General features: G+C 69.7%; 17 protein-coding genes. 11 read left to right on the forward strand and 6 right to left on the reverse strand.

All coding sequences use genetic code 11. The features are described from left to right. Nucleotides 1–8: 8 nt before the first annotated feature. From ACWD4B_RS07375 to ACWD4B_RS07395, 5 genes are read right to left on the reverse strand one after another with little or no spacing between them, the layout of a single operon-like run. Nucleotides 9–464 (reverse strand): Fur family transcriptional regulator, encoded by a 456-nt coding sequence (locus ACWD4B_RS07375; protein WP_451419874.1) that lies wholly within the window; start codon nt 462–464, stop codon nt 9–11. A gap of 16 nt (nt 465–480) precedes the next feature. Beyond that, complete coding sequence (locus ACWD4B_RS07380) at nt 481–1,362, reverse strand: metal ABC transporter permease (RefSeq protein ID WP_451419875.1); 882 nt, start codon at nt 1,360–1,362, stop codon at nt 481–483. Further along, nucleotides 1,359–2,273 (reverse strand): metal ABC transporter permease, encoded by a 915-nt coding sequence (locus ACWD4B_RS07385; RefSeq protein ID WP_451419876.1) that lies wholly within the window; start codon nt 2,271–2,273, stop codon nt 1,359–1,361. The genes ACWD4B_RS07380 and ACWD4B_RS07385 overlap by 4 nt, the downstream gene beginning before the upstream one ends. Next, the gene (locus ACWD4B_RS07390) at nt 2,263–3,111 is read right to left on the reverse strand and encodes a metal ABC transporter ATP-binding protein (RefSeq protein WP_451419877.1); all 849 of its coding nucleotides are present in this window, start codon (nt 3,109–3,111) and stop codon (nt 2,263–2,265) included. The genes ACWD4B_RS07385 and ACWD4B_RS07390 overlap by 11 nt, the downstream gene beginning before the upstream one ends. 26 nt (nt 3,112–3,137) lie before the next feature. Continuing rightward, a complete protein-coding gene (locus ACWD4B_RS07395) occupies nt 3,138–4,118 on the reverse strand; it encodes a metal ABC transporter solute-binding protein, Zn/Mn family (RefSeq protein WP_451419878.1) in 981 nt (326 codons plus the stop codon). A gap of 191 nt (nt 4,119–4,309) precedes the next feature. On the opposite strand from ACWD4B_RS07395, the gene ACWD4B_RS07400 reads away from it, so the two are divergent. The 4 genes from ACWD4B_RS07400 to ACWD4B_RS07415 all read left to right on the forward strand — a co-directional run bounded on the left by ACWD4B_RS07400 (nt 4,310) and on the right by ACWD4B_RS07415 (nt 7,920). Further along, a complete protein-coding gene (locus ACWD4B_RS07400; RefSeq protein WP_451419879.1) occupies nt 4,310–5,188 on the forward strand; it encodes an alpha/beta fold hydrolase in 879 nt (292 codons plus the stop codon). A 127-nt stretch (nt 5,189–5,315) separates the two neighbouring features. Next, complete coding sequence (locus ACWD4B_RS07405; protein ID WP_451419880.1) at nt 5,316–5,708, forward strand: tautomerase family protein; 393 nt, start codon at nt 5,316–5,318, stop codon at nt 5,706–5,708. Nucleotides 5,709–5,962: 254 nt separating this feature from the next. Beyond that, on the forward strand, nt 5,963–7,408 hold the full coding sequence (locus ACWD4B_RS07410; RefSeq protein ID WP_451419881.1) for a D-alanyl-D-alanine carboxypeptidase family protein: 1,446 nt from the start codon (nt 5,963–5,965) through the stop codon (nt 7,406–7,408). Nucleotides 7,409–7,587: 179 nt separating this feature from the next. Beyond that, nucleotides 7,588–7,920 carry a histone-like nucleoid-structuring protein Lsr2 gene (locus ACWD4B_RS07415; protein WP_451419882.1) on the forward strand — a complete coding sequence of 111 codons (333 nt, stop codon included), beginning with the start codon at nt 7,588–7,590 and terminating at the stop codon, nt 7,918–7,920. 51 nt (nt 7,921–7,971) lie between these two features. Here the strand turns inward: ACWD4B_RS07415 and ACWD4B_RS07420 are convergent, their stop codons facing one another. Next, a complete protein-coding gene (locus ACWD4B_RS07420; RefSeq protein WP_451419883.1) occupies nt 7,972–8,874 on the reverse strand; it encodes a helix-turn-helix transcriptional regulator in 903 nt (300 codons plus the stop codon). Between the two features lie 113 nt (nt 8,875–8,987). On the opposite strand from ACWD4B_RS07420, the gene ACWD4B_RS07425 reads away from it, so the two are divergent. The 7 genes from ACWD4B_RS07425 to ACWD4B_RS07455 all read left to right on the forward strand — a co-directional run bounded on the left by ACWD4B_RS07425 (nt 8,988) and on the right by ACWD4B_RS07455 (nt 15,042). After that, a complete protein-coding gene (locus ACWD4B_RS07425) occupies nt 8,988–9,809 on the forward strand; it encodes an NAD(P)H-dependent oxidoreductase (RefSeq protein ID WP_451419884.1) in 822 nt (273 codons plus the stop codon). A gap of 9 nt (nt 9,810–9,818) precedes the next feature. Beyond that, complete coding sequence (locus ACWD4B_RS07430) at nt 9,819–10,706, forward strand: class I SAM-dependent methyltransferase (protein ID WP_451419885.1); 888 nt, start codon at nt 9,819–9,821, stop codon at nt 10,704–10,706. 176 nt (nt 10,707–10,882) lie between these two features. Further along, nucleotides 10,883–12,103 carry an RNA-guided endonuclease InsQ/TnpB family protein gene (locus ACWD4B_RS07435; protein WP_451419886.1) on the forward strand — a complete coding sequence of 407 codons (1,221 nt, stop codon included), beginning with the start codon at nt 10,883–10,885 and terminating at the stop codon, nt 12,101–12,103. Between the two features lie 648 nt (nt 12,104–12,751). Beyond that, entirely contained in the window at nt 12,752–13,042 is a 291-nt protein-coding gene (locus ACWD4B_RS07440) for a hypothetical protein (RefSeq protein ID WP_451419887.1), read from the forward strand. 50 nt (nt 13,043–13,092) lie between these two features. Then, nucleotides 13,093–13,302 (forward strand): hypothetical protein, encoded by a 210-nt coding sequence (locus ACWD4B_RS07445; RefSeq protein WP_336415260.1) that lies wholly within the window; start codon nt 13,093–13,095, stop codon nt 13,300–13,302. 40 nt (nt 13,303–13,342) lie between these two features. Then, nucleotides 13,343–13,738: a glyoxalase gene (locus ACWD4B_RS07450; protein ID WP_451419888.1), complete on the forward strand. Its 396-nt coding sequence runs from the start codon at nt 13,343–13,345 to the stop codon at nt 13,736–13,738. 167 nt (nt 13,739–13,905) lie between these two features. Continuing rightward, the gene (locus tag ACWD4B_RS07455) at nt 13,906–15,042 is read left to right on the forward strand and encodes an ABC transporter substrate-binding protein (RefSeq protein WP_451419889.1); all 1,137 of its coding nucleotides are present in this window, start codon (nt 13,906–13,908) and stop codon (nt 15,040–15,042) included. Nucleotide 15,043: the final 1 nt, after the last annotated feature.

Below are 15,043 nucleotides of genomic sequence, written 5' to 3' on the forward strand. Positions count from 1 at the left end.
ACATCCGCTCACGAGCCCGGGGGCCGCACGCCGTCCCGGCCGCAGTCCGGGCAGACACCGGCCAGTTCGACGATGTGCCGGACGTCGGCGAACCCCGAGGACCGCGCGATCCTCTCCGCCCACTTCTCCACCGGCTCGGAGGGGACGGGCAGGCTGAGCCCGCACTCGGTGCAGATCAGGTAGTGGTGGTGGACGGGGCCGGCACGGTGGCGGAACAGCCGCTCGCCGTTGACGTCCCGGACGACGTCCGCACGGCCGGCCCCGGCCAGCGCGCTCAGCGTGCGGTAGACGGTGGACAGGCCGACGGGCGAACCGTCCGCCACCAGCCGTTTGTGCAGGGCCTGGGCGCTGACGAAACCTTCCGCCACGAGGAGGGCGCCGAGCACGACGGCACGCTGTTGCGTCGACCGTCCGATCAGTGCCACGTCCGGCAGGGGAGAGCGGTGCGGTCTGTTGCCGTCCATCGCAAAGTGCCTTCGCTCAGGCCCCCATAGGGGCTGCGGTGCGGTCGGGGGAACGTGCGCCGGAACGGCGCCCCGGCCGCCGTATCAGGAAGGTGGCGGCGTACACGGCCGTGGCGGCGGCCATGACGGCGAAGCTCGGCGGCATTCTCGGCACGGCGTACGAGGTGAAGAGCCCCGCCCACATCTCGGCCACCGCGAGACCCGCGGAGAGGGCAAGTGCCCGGTACGGGCGGTCGGTCAGGCGGATCGCGGCCCCGGCGGGGGCGGCCAGCAGACCGAGCAGCAACAGGGAGCCGACCGCCTGGGCGGCCTCGGCGGCCGCTGCCCCGGCCACGGCGAGGAAGCCGAGGCCGAGCAGCCGCACCGGAACGCCGAGCGCCGCGGCCACGGCCTCGTCGACGGTGGCGAACAGCAGCGGACGCGCCATCGCCAGCATCGCCGCGCACACGCCTACGGCCAGCACCGCGGCCGTGACCGCCCGTCCGGCGGAGATGCCGAAGACCGACCCGAACAGGACGCTGACTCCCGCCGTGCCGTTGGCCGTGCTGCGGGAGGCGGTGTACAGGGTGACGAAGAAGGCGCCGAGCCCCAGGACCCAGGAGAAGACGCTCCCTATGACGACGTCGTCGGGGCGGGACCGCCGGCCCAGCGTGCTGAAGAGCAGGGCCACGGCGATCGTTGTGGCGAACAGTCCGAGGCGCAGGTCGCAGCCGAAGGCGAGGGCGGCCATGGCGCCGGTGAACGCGACGTGGCTGAGCGCGTCGGCGGTGAACACCTGGGCCCGCAGGACGAGGAAGTAGCCGACCAGTCCGCACCCGGCCGCGATCAACGTCCCGGCGAGCAGGGCGTGTTGGAAGAACGGCTGCGACAGCGGGCCGGCCGCTGACAGAACGGTCATCCGGCAACCTCCTCGACCGGCAGGGCCGCACCCGTGCACCGGGCCCGCCTGCCCGGCCTGTCGCGCAGTGCGCGCAGACCCAGAGCGAGAACGTACCCGGCGAAGGCGAACGACGTCACGAAGAAGCCCAGCGGATAGGGCGAGTAGTAGGCGGCGGTCAGCCCCAGCCAGGTGGCCGCAAGGGAGAACAGCACGGCCAGAAGGAGACTTGCGGCCGGACGGGCGGTGACGGCCTGGGCGGTGGCGGCGGGGACCACCATCAGCGCGAAGACCAGCAGGGTTCCGGTGATCTGGCCGGCCTCCGCGGTCGCCGCACCGAGCAGGACGAGGAAGCCGACGGACAACGCCCGCACCGGAACGCCCCGGGCGGCGGCGACCTGCGGATCGACGGAGGCGAACAGCAGCGGCCTGCCGATCAGTGCCAGCGCAGCGAGAACGGCCAGGCCCACGCCGAACAGGATGGTCACCTGGGTCGTGGTGATGCCCAGGAAGGTGCCGAACAGGATCGTCTGCGGTCCTTCCAGCAGCCCCTTGTAGAGCGCGATGAAGAGGAACCCGCAGGCGAGCAGGAAGGCTTGCACGGTTCCGGTCAGCGCGGACTCCTCGCGGCCACCGCCGCCCCGGAGGGCGGCGATGACCAGGGCGGCGGCGATGCAGAGGGTGAAGTAGCCGTAGACCGCCCCGAATCCGAGGAGGACGGCCCCGGCGGCACCGGGGAAGGCCACGGCGGAGACGGTGTGCGCGGCAAAGGTCTGCCGCCGCAGGACCACGAACCATCCGACGACCGCGGAGACCACGGACACGATCGCCCCCGCACGGAAGGCGTCGACCATGAACGGGTAGGACCACATCAGCCGGAAGTCGTCGACGAGGTTCCACGACCAGGGAGGGGAGGCCAGGTCAGCCGCCATCGTGGCCCCCTCCTGCCGCCTCCGGCCGGCCGACCACGACCAGCCGCCCGCCGGAGGCGCGCAGCACCTCGACCGGCGTCCCGTAGAGCTCCGTCAGAGTGCGGGAGGTGATCACGTCGCCAGGGCTGCCGACGGCGGACCGGCCCGCAGCCAGGTACACCACCTTGTCGAGGTGGGGCAGTATCGGGTTCACGTCGTGGGCCACCATGACCACGGCCACGCCCTCCCGGTGGCAGATGCGTCCGATCAACGCGGCGATCCCGCCCTGATGGGACAGGTCAAGGCTGTCCAACGGCTCGTCCAGCAGCAGGAGTCGGGGCCGTCGCACGAGCGCCTGCGCGATCAGCAGCCGCTGCTGCTCGCCGCCGGAGCACTGCCCGATCGGCCGGTGCGCGTAGGCTCCCGCCCCCACCAGTTCGACGACCTCGGCGACGCGCTCACGGGCGGCCCGGCGACGGGCACCGGGAAGGGGCAGCGGTACGCCCCAGCGGTCGCCGTCCAGACCCATGCGGATCACGTCGACCCCGCGGATGCGCATCGAGGCGTCGAAGGTGCGGCGCTGCGGCAGGTAGCCGATGCGGTCGTTGGCCTCGCCGGGACGCGCCCCGAGGACTCGTACGTCGCCGGCTGCGGCCGGCTGTGCACCGAGCAGTACCTTGACGAGGGTGGACTTGCCGACCCCGTTGGGGCCGAGGACCGCGGTGAACTCGCCCGCCGCGACACGGATGTTCACACCGGACCACAGGGTGCGTCCGCTCACGCGCACGGCGACGTCGTGCAGTGCGAGCACGGGCTCGCCACCCGTGCGAGGGGCGGGTGCGGGCGTCTCGTCCGTCATCTTCGCCACCTGCGCCACGGCCCGGCTCACCTCCCGGTGCCCTTGGCCAGGGCCTGCTCGATGTCCTGGAGCTGGGCGGTCTGCCACTGCTGGAACGTGGCCCCGGCGGGGGAGAGGGTCTCGGTGACGGTGGCGACGGGGATGCCCGCGTCCTTGGCCTCCTTGACCTGGGCCTGCACGTCCGGTGTGGAGTTCTGGCTGTTGTAGACGTAGATCTTGATCTGCTTGTTCTTGATCTGGTCGTCGATGAGGGCCTTGTCCTTGGCCGTGGGGTCCGTGCCTTCGCTCATGGCGTCGAGGAACGTCTCGGGGGTGAGCATCTTCAGGCCCAGCCCCTCGGCGAGCGGGGTGACGATGGACTCCGAGGCACCGATGGGCGTGTCGTGGTACTTGCGCTTGATGCCGGATATGAGCTTGTTGTACGAGCCCAGATCCTTGGTCTCGAAGGCGGCCTTGCGCTCGTCGAAGTAGGCGGCGTCGGCGGGGTCGGCCTTCTTGTAGTCGTCCGTGATCCTCTCGATGACCTTGTGGACGTCGTCGGGGGAGTACCAGCGGTGCGGGTTGCCGCCGGGCTTGACGCCGACCAGGTCGCCGACCTTCAACTCGGTGCGCCCGCCTGCCGGGTTGGCGGCGAGCAGCTTGTCGGCCCAGGCGTCGTAGCCGATGCCGTTCACGATCGCATACCGGGCGCCGGCCACGGTGCGCGCGTCGGCGGAGGTCGGCTCGTAGTCGTGCGGGTCGGTGTCGGGCTTGGTGATGAGACTGGCGACGTGGACGTGGCTGCCGCCGAGCTGGGCGGCGATGCTGCCCCAGAAGTTCTCCGCGGCCACCACCTGGAGGGTCCTGCCCTTGCCGGAGCCGTCGTCGGTGGAGGCGTTGTTGCTGGTCTTCGAGGAGGAGACGGTCGAGCAGGCGGTGGCGGACGCCGCCGTCAGGACCGCCAGGGCGGTGACGAGTGCGGTCCGGGTGACGGGCCGTGGGCGGTGGGGGGTGCGCGGGGCGGACATGGGGCTCCTTCGGTCGGAGTCGGGTGCGCGGGGGGTGCACGGTGGGGGGCGCGCTCTCCTTCACCGTAGATGGAAACGATTTTCATATCAATTACAGTTGGAAATCATTGCCATCTTTTGGGGGAGTGCAGCCGTCCGCGTGGCAGGCGTAGGTTGAGCCCGGCGCGGGCGACACGACTCAGGAGGCGCCGATGCTCCGCAGCGCACCGGTGGACGGATTCCGCCTCGGCTACGACCGGTCGGGGCCGGGGTCCGGCGGCGCCGTCGTGCTGCTGCACGGCTGGCCGGGTGACCGGACCGACTACCGGGGTGTCGTCCCGCTGCTGGCCGGGACGTGCGACGTCGTCGTCCCGGACCTCCGGGGATTCGGCGACTCCGACAAGCACGCCACCCACCGCCCGGACCTGTACGACGCCGCGGCCCAGGCCCGCAGCGTGGTCGGGCTCATCGACGAACTGGGCCTGGCGCGGCCCGTCCTGGCCGGCTACGACATCGGCAGCCGGATCGCACAGGCGGTGGCGCGCACGCACCCGGAGCGTGTGCGCGCCCTGGTGGTCTCACCGCCGCTGCCCGGAATCGGGGACCGCATCCTCGACCCGCAGGCACAGCGGGAGTTCTGGTACCAGCCGTTCCATCAGCTCGCCCTGGCCGAGCAGCTCCTCGACGGCCGGCCGGCGGCGCTGCGCGACTACCTGCGCCACTTCTGGTCGCACTGGTCCGGCCTGTCGTTCACCCCCGACGAGGGTGCCCTGGACCACCTCGTCGCCGCCTATGGATCTCCCGGCGCCTTCACGGCCTCCGTCGCGTGGTACCGGGCGGGCGCCGGGGCGGTGGCCCTGTCCCTGGGCGAGACACCGCCTGCCCGCGCGGACCGTATCGCCGCCCCGACGACCGTCCTGTGGCCGGAACACGACCCGCTGTTCCGGCGGGCGTGGTCGGACCGGCTCGGGGACTTCTTCCACGACGTCACACTCGAACACGTCGACGGTGTAGGCCATTTCGTACCGGTGGAGGCCCCGGACCGCTTCGCGGCGGCGATCAGCCGGGCCGTTGTGGCGACCGGCGCGTGACTCCACGATGCCGTACACGCAAATCCCGGACCCTCCCGCTGTACCTACTAGTATGTACGATCATGGTCGTGAGTACGGGGGAGCGGCTCGGCCCTCTCCTCCGCGTACGTGAAAGAGGAGTACAGGCATGCCATTTGTCCGCATTGACGCACTGGGAGCCGACCGCGACCGCCTGGAGGCGCTCGGCCGTGCCGTGCACGACGCCATGGTGGAGGCGATCGGCATCCCCGTCGACGACCGGTTCCAGGTGCTGGTCGGGCACGATGGTGTCAACAGCACGCTGCGCTACGAGGATTACCTCGGCATCCACCGCGACGAAGGCGTCGTGTTCGTCGCGATCACCATGCGCTCGGGCCGGACGCCCGAGCAGAAGCAGGCGCTGTACCGGCGCATCGCCGAGCTCGCCCACGCCTACGCGGGCACCGAGCCGCGGAACGTGCTCGTCACCCTGACCGAGAACGAGACGGTCGACTGGTCGTTCGGCAACGGGGTGGCCCAGTACGCCGTTTCCCCCGCGTAGACCCGCCTGCCGGGCGGGAGGCGCACACCGGCCGGCGCGCGGCGCACGGGGCCCTGTCCCCGTGTCGCCCCGCGCCGGCCTTCGAGTGCGACCAGGTGCACGACAAAACAAAGGAATATCCGCCCCTGCCGCTCATTAGCCTGACCGGTCAAAATGACGAGTCATTGCCGGTGATGTGAGCGTTCCGTGACAAGATCGAAGGCGGTCGGCATCGGCTCCGGCGTGTATTCCTTCGGCGGGGAATTGCCCCACAATTGCTGGAACCGCCGGGCCTGCCATGGCGTTCTGTCCTTCCGAATGTTGGTGATCTCAGGGAGGAACGGCGTCTTGCACACCTTTGGAGCGCGTACGGAGGCAGAGCGGTGACCACCCCCGAATCGACTGGGCGTCAGGGACGCGCGTCCGAGGCCGTAGCGCCGTCTCAAGAACCGCTCACCCTTCCGGCCGAACCGACGAATACGCCGCCTCCACCGGCCGTATTCCGGCCGGCCGGGCGCCGGCCGAAGATCTGGGCGGTGCCGGCACTTCTGCTCCTGCTCGTGGCATCGGCGGTACAGACCTTGCGTCCTCTGCCCACCCCGACGCTGTCGCTTTCCGCGGATGCGACGTACACCTTCGAGGGCAGCAGCCCCTCGCTGCCCTGGCCCGCGGAAGGGCAGGGCTGGATGGACGTCGCCGGCCTGGGCACCATGGACCGGTTCGGCGAGCAGAACCCCGTGCCGATCGGCTCCGTGGCCAAGGCCATGACCGCATACGTCATCCTCCGGGAACACCCGCTGCAACCCGGCGCGGACGGCCCGTCCGTCACCGTCGACGCCAAGGCCCAGAAAGAGGGCGGCTATGACGCCGCCGGAGAATCGACGCTGAACACGGTGAAGGAGAACGACAGGCTCTCACTGAAGGACGCCCTGTCCGCTCTCATGATTCCTTCGGCGAACAACATCGCCCGTCTGCTGGCGCGCTGGGACTCGGAATCCGAGGAGGCATTCGCCGACAAGATGAACGCCGCGGCCGAGAAGCTCGGAATGAACCACACCACCTACACCGACCCTTCCGGGCTGAAGGAGACCACGGTCAGCACCGCCGAGGACCAGGTGAAGCTGGGCAACGAGCTGGTGAAAATCAAGGCGTTGACGGACATCACGAGGCTGCCGCAGTGGAAGGACCCCTCGGGAAAGACCTGGCGGAATTTCAACGGCCTCGTGCCCTTCGACAATGCGATCGGCATCAAGACCGGGTCGACCACCAAAGCCGGCGGCAATCTGCTGTTCGCTGCGACCAGGAAGACCGGAGAACGGACGGTGACCGTCGTGGGCGCCGTCCTGGGCCAGCACAAGCCGCCGGTCATCGACACCGTCAACGCGGTCAGCAAGACGGCAATGGTCGCGGCTCAGAACGCCTTGCAGGAGCGGGCCTTGATGGGCAGGGGAACCGTCGTGGGCCACGTCGACGACGGCCTCGGCGGGCGGACGCCGGTCGTCACCTCCGAACCCGTGTCGGTCGTCGGCTGGACCGGCCTCACCGTCAAGCTGAAACTCGGTGACGGCGGCACGACGATTCCGCACACGGCCGCAGCCGGAACGAAGGTCGGAGTGCTGAGCATCGGCGACGGCACCGGCAGTGCGATCGACGTCCCCGTCGAGCTTCAACGGGACCTCAAGGAGCCGGGGACGGGGACCAGGCTCACGCGCCTGGGCTGAAACACCCGGGCCCGGCGCGGGAAGCCGGGCCCGTTCGCACCGGAAGGATGACCGCGGGCCGCCGGAAGGATGATGTGGTTCTTCCGTGGGTACCGTGCTGGCCGGAGGAGACACGGCTTCCGCTCCCAGCGGCAATGCCGGGTACCGTCAACCAGTCCCCAGTTTCCGGGAGTTCAGTCATGGCGCAAAAGGTGCAGGTTCTGCTGATCGACGACATCGACGGCGGCGAGGCGCACGAAACGGTGACGTTCGCGATGGACGGCAAGAGCTACGAGATCGACCTGAGCGAGGCGAACGCACAGAAACTACGGGAATCCCTCGCGGAGTTCATGAAGGCGGGCCGGAAGACCGGCGGCCGGCCGGGCGGACGGGGAAAGCTCCGCACCGCCACGGTCGGCAGCCCCGACACCGCGAAGATTCGTGCGTGGGCCAAGGAGAACGGCTACAGCCTGAACGACCGGGGACGGGTTCCCGCCGAGATTCGCGAGGCCTATGGCAGGGCCAACGTGTGAATCACCGGCCGTGGCCCCCGGTCCGGCGGGACTTCGTGCCCCGGACACGCCCTAAAGCCTCGGGCTCGTGCTCAGCCGGGTGAGAGCAGCGGCCTCCGGACTGCTCTCCTCGGCGCTGAACACGTGCACGACCAGGCCCGTCTCGCCGGGCGCGGCCGGCACGTGCAGGGTCTCGTAGTCCAGGGTCAGCAGCCCGGCCACCGGATGCTGCAGTCGCTTGTGCCCCGCCCCGCACGTCACGACTTCGCCGCTGGCCCAGATCCGCCGGAACTCGGCGCTGTGCGCGGAGAGTCCGGTCACGAGCCCGGTCAGCTCCGTATCGCCCGGATAACACCCTGCCGAGACCCGCAGCGTGCCCGCGGCCTCTGCGGCCCTCGCCTCCCAATCCGGGTGGACGGTCCGGGAGGCCGGGTCGAGGAAGAGGAACCTGGCCTGGTTGCGGTCGCGGCGGGCCGGATCTGCCAGGCCGCCGAGCAGCTCGGAGCCGAGGCCGTTCCAGGCGACCACGTCGAGGCGGTGGTTCGTCGCGAACGCCGGGAAACGGTCCATGCCGTCCAGCATCCGCTGCAGCAGGGGGCTGACCCGGGCCGTGGGCGCGGGGCAGCGCCTGTTCCCGGCGAGGGTGGCGAGGTGCCGCCGCTCCGCCGCATCGAGGCCGAGTGCCGAGGCGAGCGCGTCGAGCACCTCGGGGGAGGGCTGCGTGGCCCGGCCCTGTTCGAGGCGCACGTAGTAGTCCACGCTGATCCCCGCGAGCTGCGACAACTCCTCGCGGCGCAGCCCGCGCACCCGTCTGCGACGCCCGCCGTCGATTCCGACGTGCTCCGGCGCGACGCGCCCCCGCCGGGCGCGCAGGAAGCTGCCGAGCGCCCGCCGGTCGTCGCCGATCCCGTCGACGCGGTCGCTCCTGCCACTGTCGCTGCCACTGGTCGTGATGCGGTCGTCTGCGCCCTTCATGCGCTCAAGTATGAGTCGTCGGAGGTGGGTGGCCCTCGCAGTACCAGGATCACGGATCCGCTGGTCGAACAGAGTGCTGGCTGCCCGGCCGCGCCCGGGAGACCGTTGGCGGCATGAACGAAGCCGTACCGCAGCAGCAGAACAAGCAGCAGCAGAACAAGAAGATCCTCGTCGTCAGCGCCCACCCCGAACCCCAATCGCTCAACGCCGCCCTGACCGCCTTCGCAGTCGGGCACCTGCGTGCAGCGGGGCACGAGGTGCAGGTGTCCGACCTCTACGCCATGAAGTGGAAGGCCGCAGTGGACGCCGACGACTTCCCCGGCCACGCCCCGGACCGGCGCCTGGCGGTCATGGCCGCCTCCGAACACGCCACGCTGGCCGGGCGGCTGTCGCCGGACATCGCGGCCGAACAGGAGAAGGTGCGCTGGTCGGACGCGGTGATCCTGCAGTTCCCGCTGTGGTGGTTCTCGGTGCCCGCGATCCTGAAGGGCTGGATCGACCGGGTGTTCACCGCCGGATTCGGCTACGGCCCGGCGGTACCCCCGCCCTACAGCGAGGGCGCGCTGGCCGGCCGGCGAGCGCTGGTGTCGGTGACCGCCGGTGCCCGGGAGACGGCGTTCTCCGACCGGGGCATCCACGGGCGGCTGGCGGACGTCCTCCATCCCGTGCAGCACGGCCTGTTCTGGTTCACCGGCATGGCACCGCTCGAACCGTTCGCGGTGTTCGGCTCGAACCAGCTGCCGGACGAGCGCTTCGCGGCGGCGAAGCAGGAGTACGCCCGACGGCTCGACGGTCTCTTCACGGACGAGCCGGTCGCGTTCCGCTCGCTCGTCGACGACTACGACCACGACATGCGGCTGCTCCCGGGAACGGAGACACCGGGGACGAACGGACTGGACCTCCACGTGCACCCCGTCGGCCGAGGCACCTCGTAGCATCGGAACATGAAGGCCCGAGCGAGTCGCACAGCACAGCATGTGGCCCTGTTCCGGGCGCTGGAGTCGGTACGCCGCGGACCGAGACTGTTCACCGACCCTTATGCGGCAGCATCGTTGGGCACGGGACACCGGCTGGTGGCCGAGCTCGCCCGACTGCCCCGGGCAGGGGCCGCGGTCGAGCGCTGGATCGACGAGCGCTGGCCGGCCGGGCCCCGCGCGTCCGCGGTGGTGCGCACGAGGCTGATCGACGACCTGGTCACGGACGCCCTCGACGGGGGCGTGGGCCAGGTCGTCCTGCTGGGGGCCGGATACGACAGCCGTGCGTTCCGCCTTCCCGCCGCCCGCTCGGCCGCAGTCTTCGAAGTCGACCACCCGGCAACACAGAAGGCCAAACGCCGTCTCGTCGCTCGCCGCGTTCCGGCCGCCCGACGACGCCATGTCCGCTTCGTCCCGCTCGACTTGACGCACGGCGGCCTGGACGCGGCGCTGCAGCAGGCAGGCCTGAAGCCCGAGCGCACGGTGGTCGTGTGGGAAGGCGTGACGAACTACCTCGACGCCGCTTCCGTCCACGCCACGCTCACCGCACTCGCCTCCGTGACGGCGGCGGGCAGCCGGATCGTCTTCACGTACATGGACCGCAGGGCTCTGGACGGGAGCGGCACCTTCGCGGGCGTCACCGAGTGGGCGGGCGCGGTGCGGGCGGCCGGGGAACCGTTCACCTTCGGCTTCGTCCCCGACGAACTCCCCGGCTACCTTGCCGAACGGGGACTGGACCTGCTCCTGGACCGCTCCGCACAGGACGCGGCCGCGCAGTACCTGCACCCGCTGGGGCGGTACGAACCGGCCGCGCCCTTCTACCGCATCGTTCAGGCGGCGGTGCGGTCGCGGACGTAGGGCCGCGTCATGATCTCCAGCAGTTCTTTCGAGGGGGCCATCGGCTTTAGCCGGTGGAGGGAATCGAATCCTTGGACTGGAGGTGCGAAGCATCGGAGCTCACTGCGTTGTCAGTGCCTGGCGGTACAGTTACTCCACTGTATTGATCGGCACAAACGTATGGGAGGGGGACGGGCTTGATACGTGCGTACAAGTTCCTTCTCCGGCCCACGGCCGGTCAGGAAGCCAAGCTTCGGGCGATGCTGGCTGACCACTGCTGCCTGTACAACGCCGCGTTGCAGGAACGTCGGGACGCCTACCGGCACCCGTCGAAGACGGCCATCCGGTACGGCGATCAGTCTGCGCAGCTCAAGGAGATCCGGGCGTTCGACCCGGAGCGTCAGGGCCGCTGGTCGTTCAGCTCCCAGCAGGCCACGCTGCGTCGGCTGGACAAGGCGTTCACCGCGTTCTTCCGCCGCGTGAAGGCTGGAGAGAAGCCGGGACATCCGCGCTTCAAGGGCGCAGGTCACTTCGACACCGTGACTTTCCCCAGGGACGGGGACGGCTGCCGCTGGGACTCCACCCCGCACGACCGGCAGGTCCGTGTGCGCCTGCAGGGCGTCGGGCACGTACGCGTGCACCAGCACCGCCCGGTCAAGGGCCGCGTCAAGACGGCCTCGGTGAAGCGGGAAGGGCGCCGCTGGTACGTCATCCTGGCCTGTGACGAGGTGCCCACCGAACCCCTTCCAGCCACCGGCTCGATCGTCGGCATCGACATGGGCACCGTGCACTTCTTCACCGACTCGCACGGCAACCACGTAGCCAATCCGCGCTTCGTGGCATCGATGGCAGACGAGCTGGCCGCAGCCCAGCGACACCTCGCGGCGTTTCCCAGGCACACGAAATGCCGCACCAGGAAGCACAAGGCGGCTGCCCGCAAGGTGGCCAAGCTGCATGCCAGGATCCGGCGCCAACGCCTCGACCATCACCGCAAGACTGCCCTGGCACTCGTGCGTGAGCATGACGTGATCGGGCACGAGAAGCTGAACACGGCGGGCATGACCAAGAGCCCGCAGCCCAAGCCCGACCCCGGCAACGACGGCGCGTTTCTTGCGAACGGTGCCGCCGCCAAGGCCGGGCTCAACCGAAGCATCCTTGACGCGGGTTGGGGGCAGTTCCTGGGAATCCTGGCGAACAAGGCTGAAAGTGCCGGTCGCCGAGTGATCCCGGTGGACGCCCGCAACACCTCCCGTACCTGCCCGCCAGCCGCCGGAGGCTGCGGACACGCAGCGGCGGAGAACCGCGCCACCCAAGCAAAGTTCGAGTGCACCGTGTGTGGCTACATCGGCAACGCCGACCACGTGGGCGCCTTGAACGTCCTGCACAGGGCCGGGCTGGCCCTCTGCGCGGAGGCTTAGCCACTGACGCAGGAAACCCGCGGCATTAGTCATGGGTGGAGTCACATTGTGGCCGTCCGGATCGGCGAAGTGCGCCCCGCAGCCGTCGAAGAGGCGGTTGATCCGGCCGGGTTCGGACTGGCGTGGATCGGCATGCCGCCATCCTTCTCGACCGTCCACCCCGGCGCAATCGTCTGCGGCGCGGCGGGACCGAGTTGTTTCCGGGGCATCAAGGATGAGTCAAGCGACGGGGCTTGTGCGGTGTCGTGACGCTAGGCTCGAACGCATGAGGCATCTCGTTCGGTGAGGCCTCTTCGCGGCTACGCCGTGCATGCCCCGGCGCCTGTGTGCGCCCCGGCCGGGAGGAGGCGAGAGACGTGGATGCCAGCAGTTGCAGTAGTCCGGGCCACAGTCGGCCCCGTACCCGTGCGTCCTTGCTGACTTCCGGTACACGGTAACGACCTTCCCTGCGCGCCTTTTTGCGCTGTCGTCCGCATCCCGAGTTCCGAATTCCTTGTTCGGTATGCCGACTTCCCCGGGATGTGTCGTGCCCCGGTGCCGGCGGACGGCCCCATGACACCCCTGGGCGGCGGTTGCCACCTCATCCTCTCCCGCCGCCCGGGGGCCAGGCCCCCTCACCGAACTCACCGAGAAGGAGGGCTCACCCCCGTGCGCCTCCTCAACCGCCCCACCGCTCCGGCCGTTCCGGACGACCTCCGCACCGGCCCGTACGTGACCCTGACCCTGCACGACGGCGCCGAGCGCCTGTACCTGCTCGACGACCCGGACGACCGACAGGCGACAGCAGGGGCCCGGCACGCGGTCTACGACCCGTACGTGCACCTCGCCTACCTCCTCGCCCGCCAGGGCCACGACGCCCGCTGGCTCGCCCGGTTCACCGATCTGCCGCTGGCCGCAACGCGCCACATCGCCGACACGGCCGCACTGTCCCGCGCCTGACCGACTGCGCATGCCTGCACCGGGCATGCCGCCTCACGGAGGTGACCTTCATGTCCGCACTGACCGTCTTCCACATCCGCCACGCGCAGCCGCACATCGCCCCGGCCGTGCGCGCCATGCTCCGCAAGGCCGTCGGGCGCGTCGCAACCGGCGCCGTCCACAACCCGGTTCTGCAGGTTCTGGGCGCTCCCGTCCACGCCCGCACGGCGGTCGGCCACACGACGCCGAGGCGCCGCGCCCACCGGCGCTCGGAGCCGTGACGACGACCACTACGTGTACCCCTGACGAGACGAGAGCATCATGACCGTCGAGACCATCAGCGACTTCGCCCTCAGCGGCGTGCACCACATCCAACTGTCCATACCGCCGGGCGGCGAGGGCCTGAGCCGGGTGTTCTGGGGTGACCTGCTCGGAATGACCGAGCTGGAGAAGCCCATCGAACCGAGCAGCCTGGTCGGGTGCTGGTTCCGAGGCGGCCGGCTGGAGGTCCACCTGGTCGTGGAGACCGACTTCCGCCCGTTCCGCAGGGCGCACCCGGCGGTCCTGGTGCACGGTCTGGGCGACCTCGCCCGGCGACTGGAGAACAAGGGCCACCCGGTCACCTGGGACGAGGGCATCCCCGGCTTCGACCGCTTCCACACCTTCGACAAGGTCGGCAACCGGCTCGAGTTCCTGGAGCCTCGCAACTCCTTCTGAGCGGGGTGGCGCTCAGTCCCAGGACGCCCGGACGCACGGCATCCTGTATGCACTGACCTGCATATATGCACTTGCTTGAAAATTCAAGAAACGCGCCCTAGGGTGAACGCCGAGGAAGTTCTTTAACTTTCAAGATCTTCCATGCACCCCCTCACGAAGGAGTCGTCGTGAAGTCCACCCGAAAGGCATGGGCCGCAACCGTCGCCCTCGGCGTGCTCGCCGCCGGCGGAGCCACCGTCGCTGCCGCCGCCCCCTCCGCCCACCGCGCCTCCGCGAGCACGGGTGAGGACGAGCAGCTGCAGAAGCTGTACAAGGAGGCCGTGGCCGAGGGCGGCCGCCTGGTCGTCTACGCGGGCGGCGACAAGCCGGGCCAGGCCGACTACCTCAAGAACGCGTTCGTCAAGCAGTTCCCCAAGATGAAGGTCGACACCGTCGTCGACTTCAGCAAGAACCACGACGCGCGTCTCGACAACCAGATAGCCGAGCACAAGGTCGTGGCCGACGTCGTCCACCTCCAGACCCTCGACGACTTCCCGCGCTGGAAGAAGGAAGGCGCGCTGGAGAAGTACAAGCCGGTCGGCTGGGACAAGGTCTACGACAAGATCAAGGACAAGGACGGCTACTACACCGGCCTGTTCTTCATCGGCTTCGCGAACGTCACCGCCACCACGCTCGGCGACAACGCGCCCGTCGAGGCCAAGGACTTCCTCAAGCCCGAATACAAGGACAAGCTCGTCTTCACCTACCCCAACGACGACGACGCCGTCCTCTACTACTTCAAGCAACTCACCGACAAATACGGCTTCGACTACATGAAGAAGCTCAAGGCCCAGAACCCCAAGTTCGTCCGCGGCACCGCCGACGCCTCCGCCCAGGTCGGCAAGGACGGCTATGTGGCCAACTTCGGCAGCTCGGGCAGCTCCGGTGGCCTGTCGAAGACGAGCATCCCCGAGAAGTCGCCCTGGGTCGCGTGGCCGCAGACCGGCGCCATCCTCAAGGACGCCCCGCACAAGGCCGCCGCCAAGCTCTACATGAGCTGGGTCCTGTCGAAGCAGTACCAGCAGACGTCCTACGGCTGGAGTGCCCGCACCGACGTCGCCACCCCGGCCGGCCGCAAGGGCATCTTCGACTACCCGAACATGAACCCGCTCGGCCTCGGCCAGTTCATGAGCGACCGCGCCGCCCTCGACCGCTACAAGGCGCGCATCAGCCTCTACGTCGGTGACGTCAAGGGCGCGGACCCCGCCGACCCCGAGGGCCGGCTCGGCCTGTACCCCGTCGACCAGAAGGGCACGCAGGGTTAGG

Source organism: Streptomyces sp. NPDC002536 (genome assembly GCF_053594995.1).

Bases quoted from the DNA above. Each gene is read 5' to 3' on its own strand.
- ACWD4B_RS07375 (WP_451419874.1), bottom strand. From the start codon at position 464: ATGGACGGCAACAGACCGCACCGCTCTCCCCTGCCGGACGTGGCACTG.
- ACWD4B_RS07380 (WP_451419875.1), bottom strand. From the start codon at position 1,362: ATGACCGTTCTGTCAGCGGCCGGCCCGCTGTCGCAGCCGTTCTTCCAA.
- ACWD4B_RS07385 (WP_451419876.1), bottom strand. From the start codon at position 2,273: ATGGCGGCTGACCTGGCCTCCCCTCCCTGGTCGTGGAACCTCGTCGAC.
- ACWD4B_RS07390 (WP_451419877.1), bottom strand. From the start codon at position 3,111: ATGACGGACGAGACGCCCGCACCCGCCCCTCGCACGGGTGGCGAGCCC.
- ACWD4B_RS07395 (WP_451419878.1), bottom strand. From the start codon at position 4,118: ATGTCCGCCCCGCGCACCCCCCACCGCCCACGGCCCGTCACCCGGACC.
- ACWD4B_RS07400 (WP_451419879.1), top strand. From the start codon at position 4,310: ATGCTCCGCAGCGCACCGGTGGACGGATTCCGCCTCGGCTACGACCGG.
- ACWD4B_RS07405 (WP_451419880.1), top strand. From the start codon at position 5,316: ATGCCATTTGTCCGCATTGACGCACTGGGAGCCGACCGCGACCGCCTG.
- ACWD4B_RS07415 (WP_451419882.1), top strand. From the start codon at position 7,588: ATGGCGCAAAAGGTGCAGGTTCTGCTGATCGACGACATCGACGGCGGC.
- ACWD4B_RS07420 (WP_451419883.1), bottom strand. From the start codon at position 8,874: ATGAAGGGCGCAGACGACCGCATCACGACCAGTGGCAGCGACAGTGGC.
- ACWD4B_RS07425 (WP_451419884.1), top strand. From the start codon at position 8,988: ATGAACGAAGCCGTACCGCAGCAGCAGAACAAGCAGCAGCAGAACAAG.
- ACWD4B_RS07430 (WP_451419885.1), top strand. From the start codon at position 9,819: ATGAAGGCCCGAGCGAGTCGCACAGCACAGCATGTGGCCCTGTTCCGG.
- ACWD4B_RS07445 (WP_336415260.1), top strand. From the start codon at position 13,093: ATGTCCGCACTGACCGTCTTCCACATCCGCCACGCGCAGCCGCACATC.
- ACWD4B_RS07450 (WP_451419888.1), top strand. From the start codon at position 13,343: ATGACCGTCGAGACCATCAGCGACTTCGCCCTCAGCGGCGTGCACCAC.